Origin of the sequence: Pseudomonas sp. Q1-7 (assembly GCF_028010285.1) — a bacterium.
GTDB lineage: Bacteria > Pseudomonadota > Gammaproteobacteria > Pseudomonadales > Pseudomonadaceae > Metapseudomonas.
Map to the genome: position 1 here is coordinate 2,150,914 of NZ_CP116304.1, position 15,004 is coordinate 2,165,917.

The 15,004-nt window shown below is 68.6% G+C and carries 16 protein-coding genes and 1 riboswitch; all 16 genes read left to right on the plus strand.

The annotated features are described in order from the left end of the window. Nucleotides 1-51: 51 nt before the first annotated feature. The 16 genes from PJW05_RS09995 to PJW05_RS10070 all read left to right on the plus strand — a co-directional run bounded on the left by PJW05_RS09995 (nucleotide 52) and on the right by PJW05_RS10070 (nucleotide 14,986). A complete protein-coding gene (locus PJW05_RS09995; RefSeq protein ID WP_271411556.1) occupies nucleotides 52-666 on the plus strand; it encodes a C40 family peptidase in 615 nt (204 codons plus the stop codon). A 143-nt stretch (nucleotides 667-809) separates the two neighbouring features. Next, entirely contained in the window at nucleotides 810-1,334 is a 525-nt protein-coding gene (locus PJW05_RS10000; RefSeq protein ID WP_271411557.1) for a C40 family peptidase, read from the plus strand. Nucleotides 1,335-1,341: 7 nt separating this feature from the next. Beyond that, on the plus strand, nucleotides 1,342-1,992 hold the full coding sequence (locus PJW05_RS10005) for an O-methyltransferase (protein WP_271411558.1): 651 nt from the start codon (nucleotides 1,342-1,344) through the stop codon (nucleotides 1,990-1,992). Nucleotides 1,993-2,293: 301 nt separating this feature from the next. Beyond that, a riboswitch (cobalamin riboswitch) is annotated at nucleotides 2,294-2,507 on the plus strand. A 67-nt stretch (nucleotides 2,508-2,574) separates the two neighbouring features. After that, complete coding sequence (btuB, locus tag PJW05_RS10010) at nucleotides 2,575-4,446, plus strand: TonB-dependent vitamin B12 receptor (protein WP_271411559.1); 1,872 nt, start codon at nucleotides 2,575-2,577, stop codon at nucleotides 4,444-4,446. A gap of 13 nt (nucleotides 4,447-4,459) precedes the next feature. Beyond that, nucleotides 4,460-5,071, plus strand: a complete 612-nt coding sequence (gene cobO, locus PJW05_RS10015; RefSeq protein ID WP_271411560.1) for a cob(I)yrinic acid a,c-diamide adenosyltransferase — start codon at nucleotides 4,460-4,462, stop codon at nucleotides 5,069-5,071. After that, a complete protein-coding gene (locus PJW05_RS10020; protein WP_271411561.1) occupies nucleotides 5,071-6,360 on the plus strand; it encodes a cobyrinate a,c-diamide synthase in 1,290 nt (429 codons plus the stop codon). The genes cobO and PJW05_RS10020 overlap by 1 nt, the downstream gene beginning before the upstream one ends. Further along, on the plus strand, nucleotides 6,357-7,007 hold the full coding sequence (gene bluB, locus PJW05_RS10025) for a 5,6-dimethylbenzimidazole synthase (protein WP_271411562.1): 651 nt from the start codon (nucleotides 6,357-6,359) through the stop codon (nucleotides 7,005-7,007). The genes PJW05_RS10020 and bluB overlap by 4 nt, the downstream gene beginning before the upstream one ends. Next, entirely contained in the window at nucleotides 7,004-7,912 is a 909-nt protein-coding gene (cbiB, locus tag PJW05_RS10030; protein ID WP_271411563.1) for an adenosylcobinamide-phosphate synthase CbiB, read from the plus strand. The genes bluB and cbiB overlap by 4 nt, the downstream gene beginning before the upstream one ends. Further along, nucleotides 7,905-8,897: a threonine-phosphate decarboxylase CobD gene (gene cobD, locus PJW05_RS10035; RefSeq protein ID WP_271411564.1), complete on the plus strand. Its 993-nt coding sequence runs from the start codon at nucleotides 7,905-7,907 to the stop codon at nucleotides 8,895-8,897. Before cbiB ends, cobD begins: the two co-directional genes overlap by 8 nt. Next, nucleotides 8,894-10,363: a cobyric acid synthase gene (locus PJW05_RS10040; protein ID WP_271411565.1), complete on the plus strand. Its 1,470-nt coding sequence runs from the start codon at nucleotides 8,894-8,896 to the stop codon at nucleotides 10,361-10,363. The genes cobD and PJW05_RS10040 overlap by 4 nt, the downstream gene beginning before the upstream one ends. Then, nucleotides 10,356-10,877, plus strand: coding sequence for a bifunctional adenosylcobinamide kinase/adenosylcobinamide-phosphate guanylyltransferase (cobU, locus tag PJW05_RS10045; RefSeq protein WP_271411566.1), 522 nt, complete (start codon nucleotides 10,356-10,358; stop codon nucleotides 10,875-10,877). Before PJW05_RS10040 ends, cobU begins: the two co-directional genes overlap by 8 nt. Continuing rightward, nucleotides 10,874-11,932 (plus strand): nicotinate-nucleotide--dimethylbenzimidazole phosphoribosyltransferase, encoded by a 1,059-nt coding sequence (gene cobT, locus PJW05_RS10050; RefSeq protein WP_271411567.1) that lies wholly within the window; start codon nucleotides 10,874-10,876, stop codon nucleotides 11,930-11,932. The genes cobU and cobT overlap by 4 nt, the downstream gene beginning before the upstream one ends. Continuing rightward, a complete protein-coding gene (gene cobC, locus PJW05_RS10055; protein WP_271411568.1) occupies nucleotides 11,929-12,495 on the plus strand; it encodes an alpha-ribazole phosphatase family protein in 567 nt (188 codons plus the stop codon). The genes cobT and cobC overlap by 4 nt, the downstream gene beginning before the upstream one ends. Further along, nucleotides 12,492-13,238: an adenosylcobinamide-GDP ribazoletransferase gene (locus PJW05_RS10060; protein ID WP_271411569.1), complete on the plus strand. Its 747-nt coding sequence runs from the start codon at nucleotides 12,492-12,494 to the stop codon at nucleotides 13,236-13,238. The genes cobC and PJW05_RS10060 overlap by 4 nt, the downstream gene beginning before the upstream one ends. Before the next feature lie 85 nt (nucleotides 13,239-13,323). Continuing rightward, on the plus strand, nucleotides 13,324-13,737 hold the full coding sequence (locus PJW05_RS10065; protein ID WP_271412197.1) for a MarR family winged helix-turn-helix transcriptional regulator: 414 nt from the start codon (nucleotides 13,324-13,326) through the stop codon (nucleotides 13,735-13,737). A 43-nt stretch (nucleotides 13,738-13,780) separates the two neighbouring features. Then, complete coding sequence (locus tag PJW05_RS10070) at nucleotides 13,781-14,986, plus strand: MFS transporter (RefSeq protein ID WP_442969224.1); 1,206 nt, start codon at nucleotides 13,781-13,783, stop codon at nucleotides 14,984-14,986. The last annotated feature ends 18 nt before the right edge of the window (nucleotides 14,987-15,004 follow it).

Here is a 15,004-nt window from a genome sequence, read left to right on the forward strand (position 1 = left end):
TAGAGGGCATAGTCGCGCCTTCATCAAATTCCAGTCGACACGGTCGTGCCCATGCTGAAGCGCTTCGCACCCCTCGTGCCTCTCACCTTCGTCCTGTTTCTCGCCGCTTGCGCGAACACCGCGCAGCAGCAACCGCAGTTCCAGAGCCAGGCGCCCGTAGCCGATGGCGCGCCGGATTCGCTGCTCGCCGATCGCGAGCCCACCGCCCTGGACCTGGCCAACCTCACCGACGACGAGCCCTACCAGATGCCCTCCCTGGCCGACGGCCTGCTGGAGCGCGGCTTCGAACTGGTCGGCACGCCTTACCGCTTCGGCGGCCGCTCCCTGAAGACCGGCTTCGACTGCAGTGGCTTCGTTGGCTACCTGTTCAAGGAAGAAGCCGGCATCCAGCTGCCACGCTCGACCCGCGAGATGATCAACCTGGACGCCCCGGTGATCGCCCGCAGCGAACTGCAGCCCGGCGATATCGTGTTCTTCAACAACCGTGGCCGCGGCCGCGTCAGCCATGCAGGCATCTACATCGGCGACGACCAGTTCATCCACTCCAGCAGCAGCCGTAGCGGCGGTGTCCGCGTCGACAGCCTCGATGACCGCTACTGGAAGGCCAGCTACATGGAAGCCAAGCGCGTCCTGGCGCTGAACACCCCGCATCCGCTGCATCGCTGATCTCGCCGGTTGCGAGACGACAAACCGAGGCGGCCCCAGTGGCCGCCTCGGCTTTTTTCTGCCTGAGCGTACAGCTTTTTCTTGCAATATCACTGTGCGATCAGCACATTAGCGAGGATTCCTCAAGTCAGGACTGACTTGCCATGCTTGCACCGGACCGCTTCGCCATCCTTGCCCTGGCCGCGCTGCTCACCGCTTGTGCGAGCAAGGCGCCGCCTTCCTCGCCCGTCGTCATATCCCCCGTCCCGCAGCAGTTCTCGCCGGCTGCCGAAGACGTCTTGTTTCGCGCCCTGGGCCTGGTGGGCACGCCCTATCGCTGGGGCGGCAACACCCCGGACAGCGGCTTCGATTGCAGCGGCCTGATCGGCTACGTCTACCGCGACGCCGCGGGCATCAGCCTGCCGCGCACCACCGGCGAGCTCCTCGCCATGCGCGCCCCCAGCATCGGCCTCGATGCTCTGCAGAGTGGCGACCTGGTGTTCTTCGCCACCAACGGCGGCGGCCAGGTCAGCCATGCCGGCATCTATGTGGGGGAGGGGCGCTTCGTCCATGCGCCGCGCACCGGCGGAACGGTGCGCCTCGACAGCCTGTCGGACGGCTACTGGCAGCGCAGCTATCTCAGCGCCAAGCGCGTAATCTTCGACCCACGCATGGCGCAGAACCCCTGAGGCCCCCATGACCAACCGCACGCTGAACCTCGACGACGCCCTCTACGGCTACCTCCTCCAGGTCTCGCTGCGGGACACGCCGCTGCTCGCCCGCCTGCGCGCGGAAACCGCCGCGCTGCCCATGGCTCGCTGGCAGATTGCCCCGGAGCAGGGCCAGTTCATGGCGCTGCTGGTGAAGCTGATCGGTGCCCGGCGCATCCTCGAAGTGGGCACCTTCACCGGCTACAGCGCCCTGTGCATGGCCGCCGAACTGCCCGCCGAGGGCCGCCTGATCTGCTGCGACCTGCCCGGCGACTACAACGCCATCGCCCGTCGCCATTGGCAGGAAGCCGGCCTCGCCGACCGCATCGAACTGCGCCTGGCACCGGCCCTGGAGACGTTGGCGCAGTTGGACAGCGGCAGTTTCGACCTGATCTTCATCGATGCCGACAAGGCCAATTACCCGGCCTACCTGGAAGAAGGGCTGCGCCTGGCGCGCCAGGGTGGCCTGATTCTTTTCGACAACGTGTTGTGGAGCGGCCGCGTGCTCGAGGCCGCACCGGACAGCGCCGACACCCGCGCCATCCAGGCCCTGAACAGCGCGCTGAAAAATGACGCACGCGTCGATCTCTCGATGCTCCCCGTGGGCGATGGCCTGACCCTCTGCCGAAAACGCTGAGCCGCATACCCGCGCCGCCGGTTGGCGCCAAGCGCAGCGCGGCCCAATGGCGCGATTACCGGCATGGGCTCGTTGGGTTTCGTGCCTCAACCCAACCTACGGCGGACCGCATGCGCTAACGGGTATGCCGCCACCGGGACCGCAGGTTGGCGCCAAGCGCAGCGCGGCCCAATGGCGCGATTACCGGCATGGGCTCGTTGGGTTTCGTGCCTCAACCCAACCTACGGCGCGCTGCAGACGCTGAGCGGCATCCTTGAACCGAGGGGGTGGCTCGAATTGACGCTGCCTCCCCGAGTCTCTAACCTTCGCCGCTGCCTCAGGTGCCCCATGGCTTCGGCCAATGGGGTGAAACAGGGAAGCCGGTCCATTCCTTCGAAGAATCCGGCGCTGCCCCCGCAACGGTAGGCGAGTAGACAGCCGCAATCGGCCACTGTGCCCCTGGCATGGGAAGGCGCGGCACGGGAGTTTCGGCTCCACTCGCAAGCCCGGAGACCGGCCTGGCGCAAACAGGGCATCGCGGAGCCTTCCGCATGCAGTATTCCTTGTAGATGTCGCGCGGGTGGCACGACGGAGACCCAGACCTTGATTCGCAAGCCTTTCTTCAGGCCGGCGGCGCTTGCGCTGCTCGGCGGAACCTTCATTTCCCCCTCCCTGGTCGCGGCGCCGCTGACCCTCGACGAGCAGGTGGTTACCGCGACCCGCAGCGAGCGGCCGGTGCGCGCCAGCCTCGCCGCTACCACGGTCATCGACCGTGAAGAAGTCGAGCGCAGCCAGGCGCGTTCGGTGCCCGAGCTGCTGCAGAAGGTGCCGGGCGTGACCCTCAGCAACAACGGCGGTCCGGGCAAGAACACCACGCTGTTCCTGCGTGGCAGCGAGTCCGACCACGTGCTGGTGCTGATCGACGGCATCAAGGTGGGTTCGGTGAGCGCCGGCCTCACCGCCTTCCAGGACCTGCCGGTGGAGTTGATCGAGCGCATCGAGGTGGTCCGTGGTCCGCGTTCCAGCCTCTACGGTTCCGAAGCCATTGGTGGGGTGATCCAGATCTTCACCCGCAAGGGCGGCCAGGAAGGGGCCAAGCCCTGGTTCTCCGCCGGCTACGGCACCCACGACAGCTACGAAGGCAGCGCCGGGGTTTCCGGGGGGGACGGCAAGGGTTGGTACAGCCTGGGGGTCAGCAGCCAGGACACCGACGGTATCAACTCCCGCCGTCAGGGCAGCGACTACTACGAGCCGGACGCCGACGGCTACCGCAACCTCTCCGGCAACCTGCGCGCCGGCTATCGTTTCGACAACGGCCTGGAGCTGGATGGCACGCTGATGCGCGCCAAGGCCCACAACGATTACGACGACATCGACTCGTCGGGCTTCTTCCACCCACAGGGCGGCCACAATGCCAACGCAGACAACCGCCAGGAATTGCTGGGCGGCCGCGTCCGCTACAGCCCGGCGGAACGCTGGGATGTGACCCTGCAGGCCGGCCGCAGCGAGGACAAGAGCACCAGCCACACCGATGGCGTGTTCGATGCGCGCTTCGACTCCACCCGCGACAGCGCCTCCTGGCTCAACGACCTGACCCTGGCCGAGGGGCATGTGCTGACCCTGGGCTACGACTGGCAGCGCGACCGGATCAGCAGCTCCACCGCCTTCGACAAGGACTCCCGCAAGAACCAGGGCGGGTTTGCCCAATACCTCGGCCAGGCCGGTCGCCAGGACTGGCAGCTGGCCCTGCGCCGCGACGACAACGAGCAGTTCGGCACTCATGACACCGGCAACGCCGCCTGGGGCTATGCCCTGACCGAAGCGCTGCGTTTCAGCCTGAGCTACGGCACCGCCTTCAAGGCGCCCAGCTTCAACGAGCTGTACTACCCCGGCTACGGCAATCCCGACCTGGATGCGGAAACCTCGGAGAGCTTCGAAGCCGCCCTCGCCGGTCAGCACGACTGGGGCCACTGGTCGATCAATGCCTACCGCACCCATGTGGATGACCTGATCGCCTACGACTCCACCCTCGGCCCGTTCGGCGGCCCGAACAACATCGGCAAGGCGCGCATCGATGGCCTCGAACTGGTGGTCGGCAGCCACTGGCTGGGCTGGGACTGGAGCGCCAACGCGACCTTTCTCGACCCGGAGAACCGCGAGTCCGGTGCCAACGATGGTAATGAACTGCCGCGTCGGGCCAAGGAAATCTTCAATCTGGACCTCGATCGGCGCATCGGCCGCTTCGGCGTCGGCGCCACTGTGCATGCCGAAGGCCGCAGCTATAACGACCTGGCCAACCGCGAACGCGTTGCCGGTTACGCCACGGTGGACCTGCGCGGCGAATACTGGCTGACCGAGGAGTGGCGCCTGCAGGCCAAGGTCAGCAACCTGCTGGACGCCGATTACGAAACCGCCCTGGACTATAACCAGCCGGGACAGGCGGTGTTTTTCACCGTCCGTTACCAGGCCCTGTGAGGAGGAACGTCCGATGAGCGAATCCGCCGAACGCGATGCCCGCCACAAGGCGCGCATGCAGCGCAAGAAGGCCGTGGTCGACGAAAAGATTGCCCAGGCCCAGAGCGAGTACGGCCTGCTGCTGGTGCACACCGGCAATGGCAAGGGCAAGAGCAGTTCCGCCTTCGGCATGGTTGCCCGTGCCTTGGGCCACGGTCTCAAGGTGGGCGTGGTGCAGTTCATCAAGGGCGGCATGTCCACCGGCGAGGAGAACTTTTTCCGCCGCTTCCCCGACGAGGTCAGCTACCACGTGATGGGCGAGGGCTACACCTGGGATACCCAGGACCGCCAGCGCGATATCGAGAAGGCCCGCGCGGCCTGGGCGGTGGCCCGCGGCCTGCTGGACGACCCGCGGATCGGCCTGGTGGTGCTCGATGAGCTGAACATCGCCCTCAAGCACGGCTACCTGGAGCTGGACGAGGTGCTCAGGGACATCGAGTCCCGCCCCGAACGCCAGCACGTGGTCGCCACCGGCCGTGGGGCGCCCCAGGGCCTGATCGACGCCGCCGACACCGTCACCGAGATGAGCCTGGTCAAGCACGCTTTCAAGGCCGGCGTGAAGGCCCAGAAGGGCGTGGAGTTCTGATGGATCACGCCTGTCCCGCACTGTTGATCGCCGCCCCGGCTTCCGGCCAGGGCAAGACCACCGTCACCGCCGCCCTGGCGCGCCTGCACACCCGTCAGGGGCGGCGGGTCAGGGTGTTCAAGTGCGGGCCGGATTTCCTCGATCCGATGATCCTCGCCCGTGCCTCCGGCGCGTCGGTCTACCAACTGGACCTGTGGATGATCGGCGAGGCGGAAAGCCGCCGCCTGCTCTGGGAAGCGGCGGGGGAGGCCGACCTGATCCTGATCGAAGGCGTCATGGGCCTGTTCGACGGCTCGCCCTCGGCCGCCGACCTGGCACGGCACTTCGGTGTGCCGGTGCTCGGGGTGATCAACGGCGCAGCCATGGCGCAGACCTTCGGTGCCCTGGCCGTGGGCCTGGCTACGTATCAGCCGGACTTGCCCTTTGCCGGCGTGCTCGGCAACCGGGTCGGCAGCCAGCGTCACAGCGAGCTGATCCGCGACAGCCTGCCGGACTGGATTCGCTGGTACGGCTCGCTGCCGCGCAGCGCGGATGTGGAGCTGCCCAGCCGCCACCTGGGGCTCGTACAGGCCGAGGAGCTGGCGGACCTGGATGCTCGCCTCGATGCTGCCGCCGATGCCCTGGCCGCCAGCGCCGAAGTGGCCTTGCCGCCCCCGGTGACCTTCGCGGCCCCCGAGCCGCAGTCGCTGGGCAACGAACTGGCCGGCGTACGTATCGGCGTCGCGCGTGATACCTCCTTCGCTTTCCTCTATCAGGCCAACCTCGATCTGTTGCAGCGCCTGGGCGCCGAGCTGGTGTTCTTCTCGCCGCTGAACGATGAGCGCCTGCCCGAGGTGGACAGCCTTTACCTGCCGGGTGGTTATCCCGAGCTGCACCTGCGCCAGTTGCAAGGCAACCGCGCGATGGCCGAGGCCATCCGTGCCCACCATGCGGCCGGCAAGCCGATCCTCGCCGAATGCGGCGGCATGCTCTACCTGCTGGCGTCCTTGACGGACGCAGGGGGCGAGTGCGCCGAGCTGCTCGGCCTGCTGCCCGGCCAGGCACGCATGCAGAAGCGCCTCGCGGCCCTGGCCCTGCAGGAGGCGCCGCTGCCCGAAGGCAGCCTGCGCGGGCACACCTTCCATCATTCGTTGCTGGATTCGCCGCTCCAGCCCCTGGTGCGTGGCCTGTGCCCCAATGACAAACCGGTGGCCGAGGCGGTGTTCCGCATCGGCCGGCTGACGGCGTCCTATATCCACTTCTACCTGCCGTCCAATCCACGGGCGGCGGCGGAGCTGTTCCGACCATGAGCGAACACGCCTTCAGCCCGGATGAGCGCGCGGCGGTCTACCGGGCCATCGCCGAGCGACGCGACATGCGCCACTTCAGCGGTGGCGAGGTGGCCCCCGAGCTGCTGGCGCGGCTGCTGGAAGCGGCGCATCACGCGCCCAGCGTCGGCCTGATGCAGCCCTGGCGCTTTATCCGCATCACCTCCACCGAACTGCGTCGACGCATCCATGCCCTGGTGGAAGCCGAGCGGGTGCGCACCGCCGAAGCCCTGGGCGAGCGCTCCGATGCCTTCATGACGCTCAAGGTGGAAGGCATCCTCGATTGCGCCGAACTGCTGGTGGCGGCCTTGATGGACGGCCGCGAGGCCCACGTGTTCGGCCGTCGCACGCTGCCGGAAATGGACCTTGCCTCGCTCTCCTGCGCCATCCAGAACCTCTGGCTGGCGGCTCGCGCCGAAGGCCTGGGCATGGGCTGGGTGTCGCTTTTCGAGCCCGAGGCCCTGGCTGCGCTGCTGGGCATGCCGGCCGGCAGCAAGCCACTGGCGGTGCTCTGCCTGGGGCCGGTGGCGGCGTTCTATCCGGCGCCCATGCTGGCCCTGGAAGGTTGGGCGCAGCCGCGCCCGTTGGCCGACCTGGTGTTCGAGAACCAGTGGGGGGAGCGCCCATGAGCCTGGGTTTCCTCACCCTCGGCGCGGTGGCGCTGGATGCCCTGTTCGGCGAACCGAAGGGCTGGCATCCGCTGGTGGCCTTCGGCAGGCTCGCCAGCCGCCTGGAAGGGCGTTTCAATCCGGGCGGACGTGGCTGGCGCAGCCACGGCGTCAGCGCCTGGGTGCTGGCGGTGCTGCCGCTGACCCTGGCCGCCTGGCTGTTGTCGGAGCTGCCCTATGTCGGTTGGCTGGTGGGCGTGGTCGCGCTCTATGCCGCCATCGGCCTGCGCAGCCTCAACGAACATGCCGAACCCGTGGCCGATGCCCTGCGAGCCGGCGATCTGTCCGAGGCGCGCAGGCGCGTGGGTTACATGGTCAGCCGCGAGACCCGCGAACTGGACGAATCCGCAGTGGCTCGCGCCGCCACCGAATCGGTGCTGGAGAACGGCAGCGATGCAGTGTTCGCCGCGCTGTTCTGGTTCGCCGTGGCCGGTGCGCCGGGGGTGGTGCTCTATCGCCTGTCCAACACCCTGGATGCCATGTGGGGTTACCGCAACCCGCGCTTCGAGCGCTTCGGCTGGGCGGCGGCGCGCATCGACGACCTGCTGAACTACATCCCGGCACGGCTGGTGGCGCTGACCTACGCCGTGCTGGGCAGGACCGGCGTCGCGCTGCGTTGCTGGTGCCGCCAGGCGCCACAGTGGGACAGCCCGAATGCCGGCCCGGTGATGGCCGCTGGCGCCGGCGCCCTCGGCGTGGCCCTGGGCGGGCCGGCGGTCTACCACGGCGAGCGGCACGAACGCCCGGTACTGGGCGAAGGCCCGGCGGCCCGCGCCGACGATATCGGCCGGGCCATGGACCTGGTGCGCCAGGGCGTGTTGCTCTGGCTGGCGGCACTGATCATCGGAGGCTGGCTCCTTGCTTGAGCATGGCGGACGGCTGCGCGCGGCAGCGCGGCGCTACGGCATCGCCGAGGCGGACTGGCTCGACCTTTCCACCGGCATCGCGCCCTATGGTTGGGAATTGCCGGCCATTCCGGCATCCGCCTGGGCACGCCTGCCCGAGCGGGACGATGGCCTGGAGGAGGCCGCACGGCGCTATTACGGCTGCGCCAGCCTGTTGCCGGTGGCCGGCTCGCAGGCGGCGATCCAGGCCTTGCCGCGCCTGCGCGGGCACAGCCGGGTCGGGGTGATCTCGCCGTGCTACGCCGAGCATGCCCATGCCTGGCGCCGCGAAGGCCATGTGCTGGAAGAGCTCGACAGCGAGCGCGCCGAGCGTGAGCTGGAGCGGTTCGACGTGCTGCTGGTGGTCAATCCCAACAACCCCACCGGCCAGCGCCTGTCGCCGGATCGGCTGCTGCGTTGGCGTGAGCGCCTGGCGGCGCGGGGCGGCTGGCTGCTGGTGGATGAAGCCTTCATGGATTGCACGCCGCAGGAGAGCCTGGCGCCTCACTGCCCGCTACCGGGTCTGCTGGTGTTGCGGTCCTTCGGCAAGTTCTTCGGCCTGGCGGGCATTCGCCTGGGCTTCGTGCTGGCCGAAGCCGCCCTGCTGGAGCAGTTGGAGGAGCGGCTCGGCCCCTGGACCGTCAGCGGGCCCGCGCGGGTGCTGGCCAGGACCCTGTTGCAGGACGATGCCGGCCAGGATCGCCAGCGCCAGGCCTTGCTGCGGGACGGCCAGCGCCTGGAACGCCTGCTGCGCGACTGCGGCCTGGCGCCCAGTGGCGGGACCGCACTGTTCCAGCGCCTGCTGCGCGACGACGCGACGGCGTTGCATGCCTTCCTCGCCGCCCGTGGCATCCTCACCCGGCTGTTCACCACACCCGCGAGCCTGCGCTTCGGCCTGCCACCGGACGAACCGGGCTGGTCGCGGCTGAGCCGGGCCCTGATCGATTATCGAAAGGAACATCCATGACCACCCTGATGGTGCAGGGCACCACTTCCGACGCCGGCAAGAGCACCCTGGTGACCGCCCTGTGCCGTTGGCTCCGGCGCCAGGGCGTGGCGGTGGCGCCGTTCAAGCCGCAGAACATGGCGCTGAACAGTGCGGTGACCGCCGACGGTGGCGAGATCGGCCGAGCCCAGGCGGTGCAGGCCCAGGCCTGCGGCCTGGCACCTCACACCGACATGAATCCGGTGCTGCTCAAGCCCAATACCGACATCGGCGCCCAGGTGATCATCCAGGGTCGCGCCGTCACCAGCATGAACGCCGCCGCCTACCACGACTACAAGCGGGTCGCCATGCAGGCCGTGCTGGAATCCCACCAGCGCCTGCGCGCCCAGTACCCGGTGGTGCTGGTGGAGGGCGCCGGCTCCCCGGCGGAAATCAACCTGCGGGCCAACGACATCGCCAACATGGGCTTCGCCGAAGCGGTGGACTGCCCGGTGATCCTGGTCGCCGATATCGACCGGGGCGGTGTGTTCGCCCACCTGGTGGGCACCCTGGCGCTGCTCTCGGAAAGTGAACAGGCGCGGGTGAAGGGGTTTGTGATCAACCGTTTCCGTGGCGATATCGGCCTGCTCAAGCCGGGCCTGGACTGGCTGGAACAGCGCACCGGCAAACCGGTGTTGGGCGTGTTGCCTTACCTCACCGACTTCCACCTGGAGGCCGAGGACGCCATCGACCTGCGCCAGTCCGCCAAGGCCGGCGACCTGCTGCGCGTCGCAGTGCCGGTGCTGCCGCGCATCAGCAACCACACCGACTTCGACCCGCTGCGCCTGCACCCGCAGGTGCAATTGAGCTTCGTCGCTCCGGGCCAGCCGATTCCACCGGCGGATCTGATCATCCTGCCCGGCTCCAAGAGTGTGCGCGCCGATCTCGCGCGGCTGCGCGAGCATGGCTGGGACCTGTCCCTACAGCGCCATCTGCGCTATGGCGGCAAGGTGTTGGGCATTTGTGGCGGCTACCAGATGCTCGGCCAGCGCATCGACGACCCCCACGGGCTGGAAGGCCCGGCGGGGGAGAGCGCCGGCCTCGGCCTGCTGGCGATCGACACCGTGCTGGCGCCGGAAAAGCAGTTGCGCAATGTCCATGGCCGCCTGCTGCTGGAAGATGCGCCGGTCAGCGGCTATGAAATCCATGCCGGCATCAGCCGCGGCGTCGGGCTGGAATACCCCTTGGTGACCCTCGACGACGGCCGCCTCGATGGTGCCCGCAGCGCGGACGGCCAGGTCATGGGCACCTACCTGCACGGCCTGTTCGAAAGCGCCGCGGCCAGTGCGGCGATCCTGCGCTGGGCGGGCCTGCAAAACGTGCAGGCGGTGGATTACCAGGCCCTGCGCGAACGGGATATCGAGCGGCTCGCCGATCAGGTCGACGCGCACCTGGACACCCGCCTGCTCGTCGAACTCTGCGGTATCCAGGAGAGCGTCCATGGCTGAACTCATCCTCGGCGGTGCCCGTTCCGGCAAGAGCCGGTTGGCGGAAAAGCTCGCCGCCGAAAGCGGCCTCGGGGTCGTCTATATCGCCACCAGCCAGCCGCTGGACGGTGAGATGAGCGCCCGCGTCGCCCATCATCGCGCCCGCCGCCCGGACCACTGGGGGCTGGTGGAAGAACCGCTGGCGCTGGCCCGCGTGCTGCGGGAGAACGCGGCGGCCGATACCTGTCTGCTGGTGGATTGCCTGACCCTCTGGCTGACCAACCTGCTGATGCAGGACGACCCGGCGCGGCTGGACGAGGAGCGCGAGGCGCTGCTCGGCTGCATCGCCGAACTGCCCGGTCGCGTGCTGCTGGTGAGCAATGAAACCGGCCTGGGCGTCGTGCCCCTGGGCGAGCTGACCCGTCGCTACGTGGACGAGGCCGGCTGGCTGCACCAGGCCCTGGCCGAGCGTTGCGAACGGGTGGTCTTCACCGTCGCCGGCCTGCCCATGATCCTCAAGGGAGAGCCCCTATGACTCCGCTGCACTGGTGGCAGGCACCCTGCCAGCCGCTGGACCCCATCGCCCGCGCCAAGGCCCGGACGCGCCAGGACCTGTTGACCAAACCCCGCGGCGCTCTTGGCCAACTGGAAGCGCTGGCCATCACCCTGGCGGCCCAGCAGGGCCGTGAAAGGCCGCGCGTCGACCGCCCCTGGTTCGCCGTATTCGCCGGCGACCATGGCGTGGTGGAGGAGGGCGTATCCGCCTACCCGCAGGCGGTGACGGGCGAGATGCTGCGCAACTTCGTACGCGGCGGCGCCGCCATCAGCGTGCTGGCGAAAAGCCTGGGCGCCACCCTGGAGCTGGTGGACCTGGGCACCGCGCAGCCACTGGAACCGCTGCCCGGCGTGCTGCACCTGCAGGTGGGCGCCGGCACCGCGAATTTCGCCCGTGAACCGGCGATGACCGCCGCGCAATGCCTGATCGCCCTGCAGGCCGGCCGTGCCAGTGTCGAGCGCGCTCTGGGCGCTGGTGCCGACCTTTACGTCGGCGGTGAAATGGGCATCGGCAACACCACCACCGCCAGCGCCCTGGCCTGCGCCTTGCTGGACCTGCCAGCCAGCGCCCTGGCCGGTCCCGGTACGGGCCTGGACGGCAGCGGCGTGGCCCGCAAGGTCGAGGTGATCGAGCGTGCCCTGGCGTTGCATCGCCAGGGTTGCGACAGCGTCGAGGAAACCCTGCGCCGCCTCGGTGGCTTCGAGGTGGCGGCGCTTACCGGCGCCTACCTGGCCTGCGCCCAGCTCGGTCTGCCGGCGCTGGTGGACGGTTTTATCTGCAGCGTGGCGGCGCTCTGTGCGGTGCGCCTGAACCCGGCCTGCCGCGAGTGGCTGCTGTTCGCCCACCGCTCCGCCGAACCCGGCCACCTCGCCGTGCTCGACGCGCTGGAGGCACAGCCGCTGCTGGACCTGGGCCTGCGCCTGGGCGAGGGCAGCGGCGCCGCCATCGCCCTGCCGTTGCTGCGCCTGGCCTGCGAGCTGCACGGCGGCATGGCCACCTTCGCCGAAGCGGCGGTTTCGGATCGCCCGGCATGAAGCTCGACCTCCTGCGCCACGGCGAAACCGAGCTTGGCGGCGGATTTCGCGGCAGCCTGGACGATGCGCTGACGGCAGCTGGCTGGGCGCAGATGCGTCGTGGCATGGAAGGCGCGGGCCCCTGGGACCTGCTGGTGAGCTCGCCGCTGCAACGCTGTGCCGCCTTTGCCCGTGAGTTGGCGCAGTCGCACGGCCTGCCACTGCAGGTCGAGGCCGACCTGCGGGAATTGCACTTTGGCCAGTGGGAAGGGCGCAGCGCCGCCGAATTGATGGAAGACCACGCCGAAGAACTCGGCCGGTTCTGGAACGATCCCTACGGCTTCACGCCGCCGGATGGTGAAACCCTGCTGGACTTCGAGGTTCGGGTCCTGGCTGCCGGCGAACGCCTGCGGTCGCGCTTTTCCGGTCAGCGGGTGCTGTTGGTCACCCATGGCGGGGTGATCCGCATGCTGGTGGCGCGGGCTCGTCAGTTGCCGCGTGCGCGCTTGATGCAGGTGGAGGCGGCCCACGGCGAACTGTTCCGCCTGACCTTCGACGATCACGGTCTGCGGGAACGGCCATGACGCCGCTGCTGATCGCCCTGCAGTTCCTCACCCGCCTGCCGGTGCGCCTGCCGGGCATGCCGGCGCCCGCGCAGATCGGTCGGTCGATGCTCTGGTATCCGCTGGTGGGTCTGCTGCTCGGTTCGTTGCTGGTTGGCGCCGCCTACCTGCTGGAGGGGCGACCCGCGATGCTGTCGGCGGCCGTGCTGCTGGCGCTCTGGGTGGGCCTTTCCGGCGGCCTGCATCTGGATGGGCTGGCCGACACCGCCGATGCCTGGGTGGGCGGCTACGGTGATCGCGAGCGCACCCTGGCCATCATGAAGGACCCGCGCAGCGGGCCCATAGCCGTGGTCGTGCTGGTGGTGGTCCTGCTGCTGAAGTTCGCCGCGTTGACGGCCCTGGTGCAGGCCGGCCAGTGGCTGCCGCTGCTGCTGGCGCCCTGGCTGGCGCGGGGGCTGCTGCCGCTGCTGTTCCTCACCACGGCCTACATTCGCCCCGGCGGCCTCGGCCAGGCCCTGGCCGAGCACCTGCCGCGCCGGGAGCTGCCGGTATGGCTGGGCGTGCAGGGGGGCGCGATGCTGCTGCTGGGCTGGGTGGCGTGGCTGTCGCTCGCGCTGGCGCTGGTGGTGTTCGCCTGGCTGCGCGGGCGCTTCGTGCAGCGGCTGGGTGGGACCACTGGAGATACGGCGGGGGCCATGGTGGAGGTAGTGGAAATGGGCGTGCTGGTAGCTGCTGCCTTGTGCCTGGCTGAAGCCCCTCCCTGAGGGCGGGCTGATTCTGTCGGTGAGGCGTCGTCCTCGGAAGAATTTGGTTGATCTTCGGGGAGGTGCGGGTATATACATGCATCCCATGTTGCCGACCCAATGCCTCTGCACCAAGTTGCGCCGTGCCACCCGTAATGTGACCCGGCTCTACGACGACGCGCTTGCCGATGTCGGGCTGAGCGTCGCCCAGTATTCGCTGCTGAAGAACCTGTCGCGCCTGGACCAGCCGAGCATCACCAGCCTGGCCGAGGCCATGGGCCTGGATCGCAGCACCCTGGGGCGCAACCTCAAGGTGCTGGAGGGCAAGGACCTGGTGCGGCTGGAAGGCGGCGAGGACCAGCGCAACCGCCTGGTGGCCCTGACGCCGGCCGGTCTCGCCTGCCTGCAGCAGGCCTTGCAGGCCTGGGAAGGGGTGCAGGCGCAGATGGCGCAACGCATGGGGCCGGAGAAACGCGCGGCGTTGATGGCGCTGCTGGACGATCTGGAATACCTGGACTGATTTTGCGGATAAAAGCGGGTATCTACCCGCAAAGGACTTCTTTATGACTTCGGTGTGGCGTACGAGTGGCTGGATTCTTCTGGGAGCGTCGCTGATCCTGGCGCTGTCCCTGGGTATCCGTCACGGCTTCGGTCTGTTCCTGGCGCCGATGAGCGGCGAGTTTGGCTGGGGCCGCGAGGTGTTCGCCTTTTCCATCGCCCTGCAGAACCTCATCTGGGGCCTGGCGCAACCGTTCACCGGCGCCCTGGCGGACCGCTTCGGCGCGGCCAGGACGGTGATAGTGGGCGGCGTGCTCTACGCCCTGGGCCTGGTGCTGATGGGCTATTCCGATTCGGCGCTGTCGTTGTCTTTCAGTGCCGGCCTGCTGATCGGCCTCGGCCTGTCCGGCACGTCGTTCTCGGTCATCCTCGGGGTGGTGGGCCGCGCCGTGCCGGTGGAGAAGCGCAGCATGGCCATGGGCATCGCCGCGGCCGCCGGTTCCTTCGGTCAGTTCGCCATGCTGCCGGGCACGCTCGGGCTGATCAGTTGGCTCGGCTGGTCCGCCGCACTGTTGGCCCTGGGCTTGCTGGTGGCGCTGATCGTGCCGCTGGTGGGGCTGCTCAAGGACAATCCGCTGCCGCTCCAGGGCCATGAGCAGAGCCTGGGCGAGGCCCTGAGCGAGGCGGTCGGCCACTCGGGGTTCTGGTTGCTGGCCCTGGGTTTCTTCGTCTGTGGCTTCCAGGTGGTGTTCATCGGCGTGCACCTGCCGGCCTACCTGGTGGACCAGCACCTGCCGGCTTCCGTAGGCACCACCGTGCTGGCCCTGGTGGGGCTGTTCAACGTGTTCGGCACCTACATCGCCGGCTGGCTGGGCGGTCGCCATGCCAAGCCGAAGCTGCTGACCGGGCTCTACCTGCTGCGCGGTGTGGTGATCGTCGCGTTCGTCTATTCACCCCTGAGCATCTGGAGCGCCTATGCCTTCGGCATGGCCATGGGCTTGCTGTGGCTCTCTACCGTGCCCCTGACCAACGGTACGGTCGCTACCCTGTTCGGCGTGCGCAACCTGTCCATGCTCGGTGGTATCGTCTTCCTGTTCCACCAGTTGGGTGCCTTCCTCGGCGGCTGGCTGGGGGGGTACCTGTACGACCACACGGGCAGTTACGAACTGGTATGGCAGATTTCCATCTTCCTCAGCCTGGCAGCCGCCGTGCTCAACTGGCCGGTGCGCGAGCAACCGGTGGCGCGCCTGCAGGCCGCCGAAGCCGCATGAGCCTGCGCCTGGGCTGGG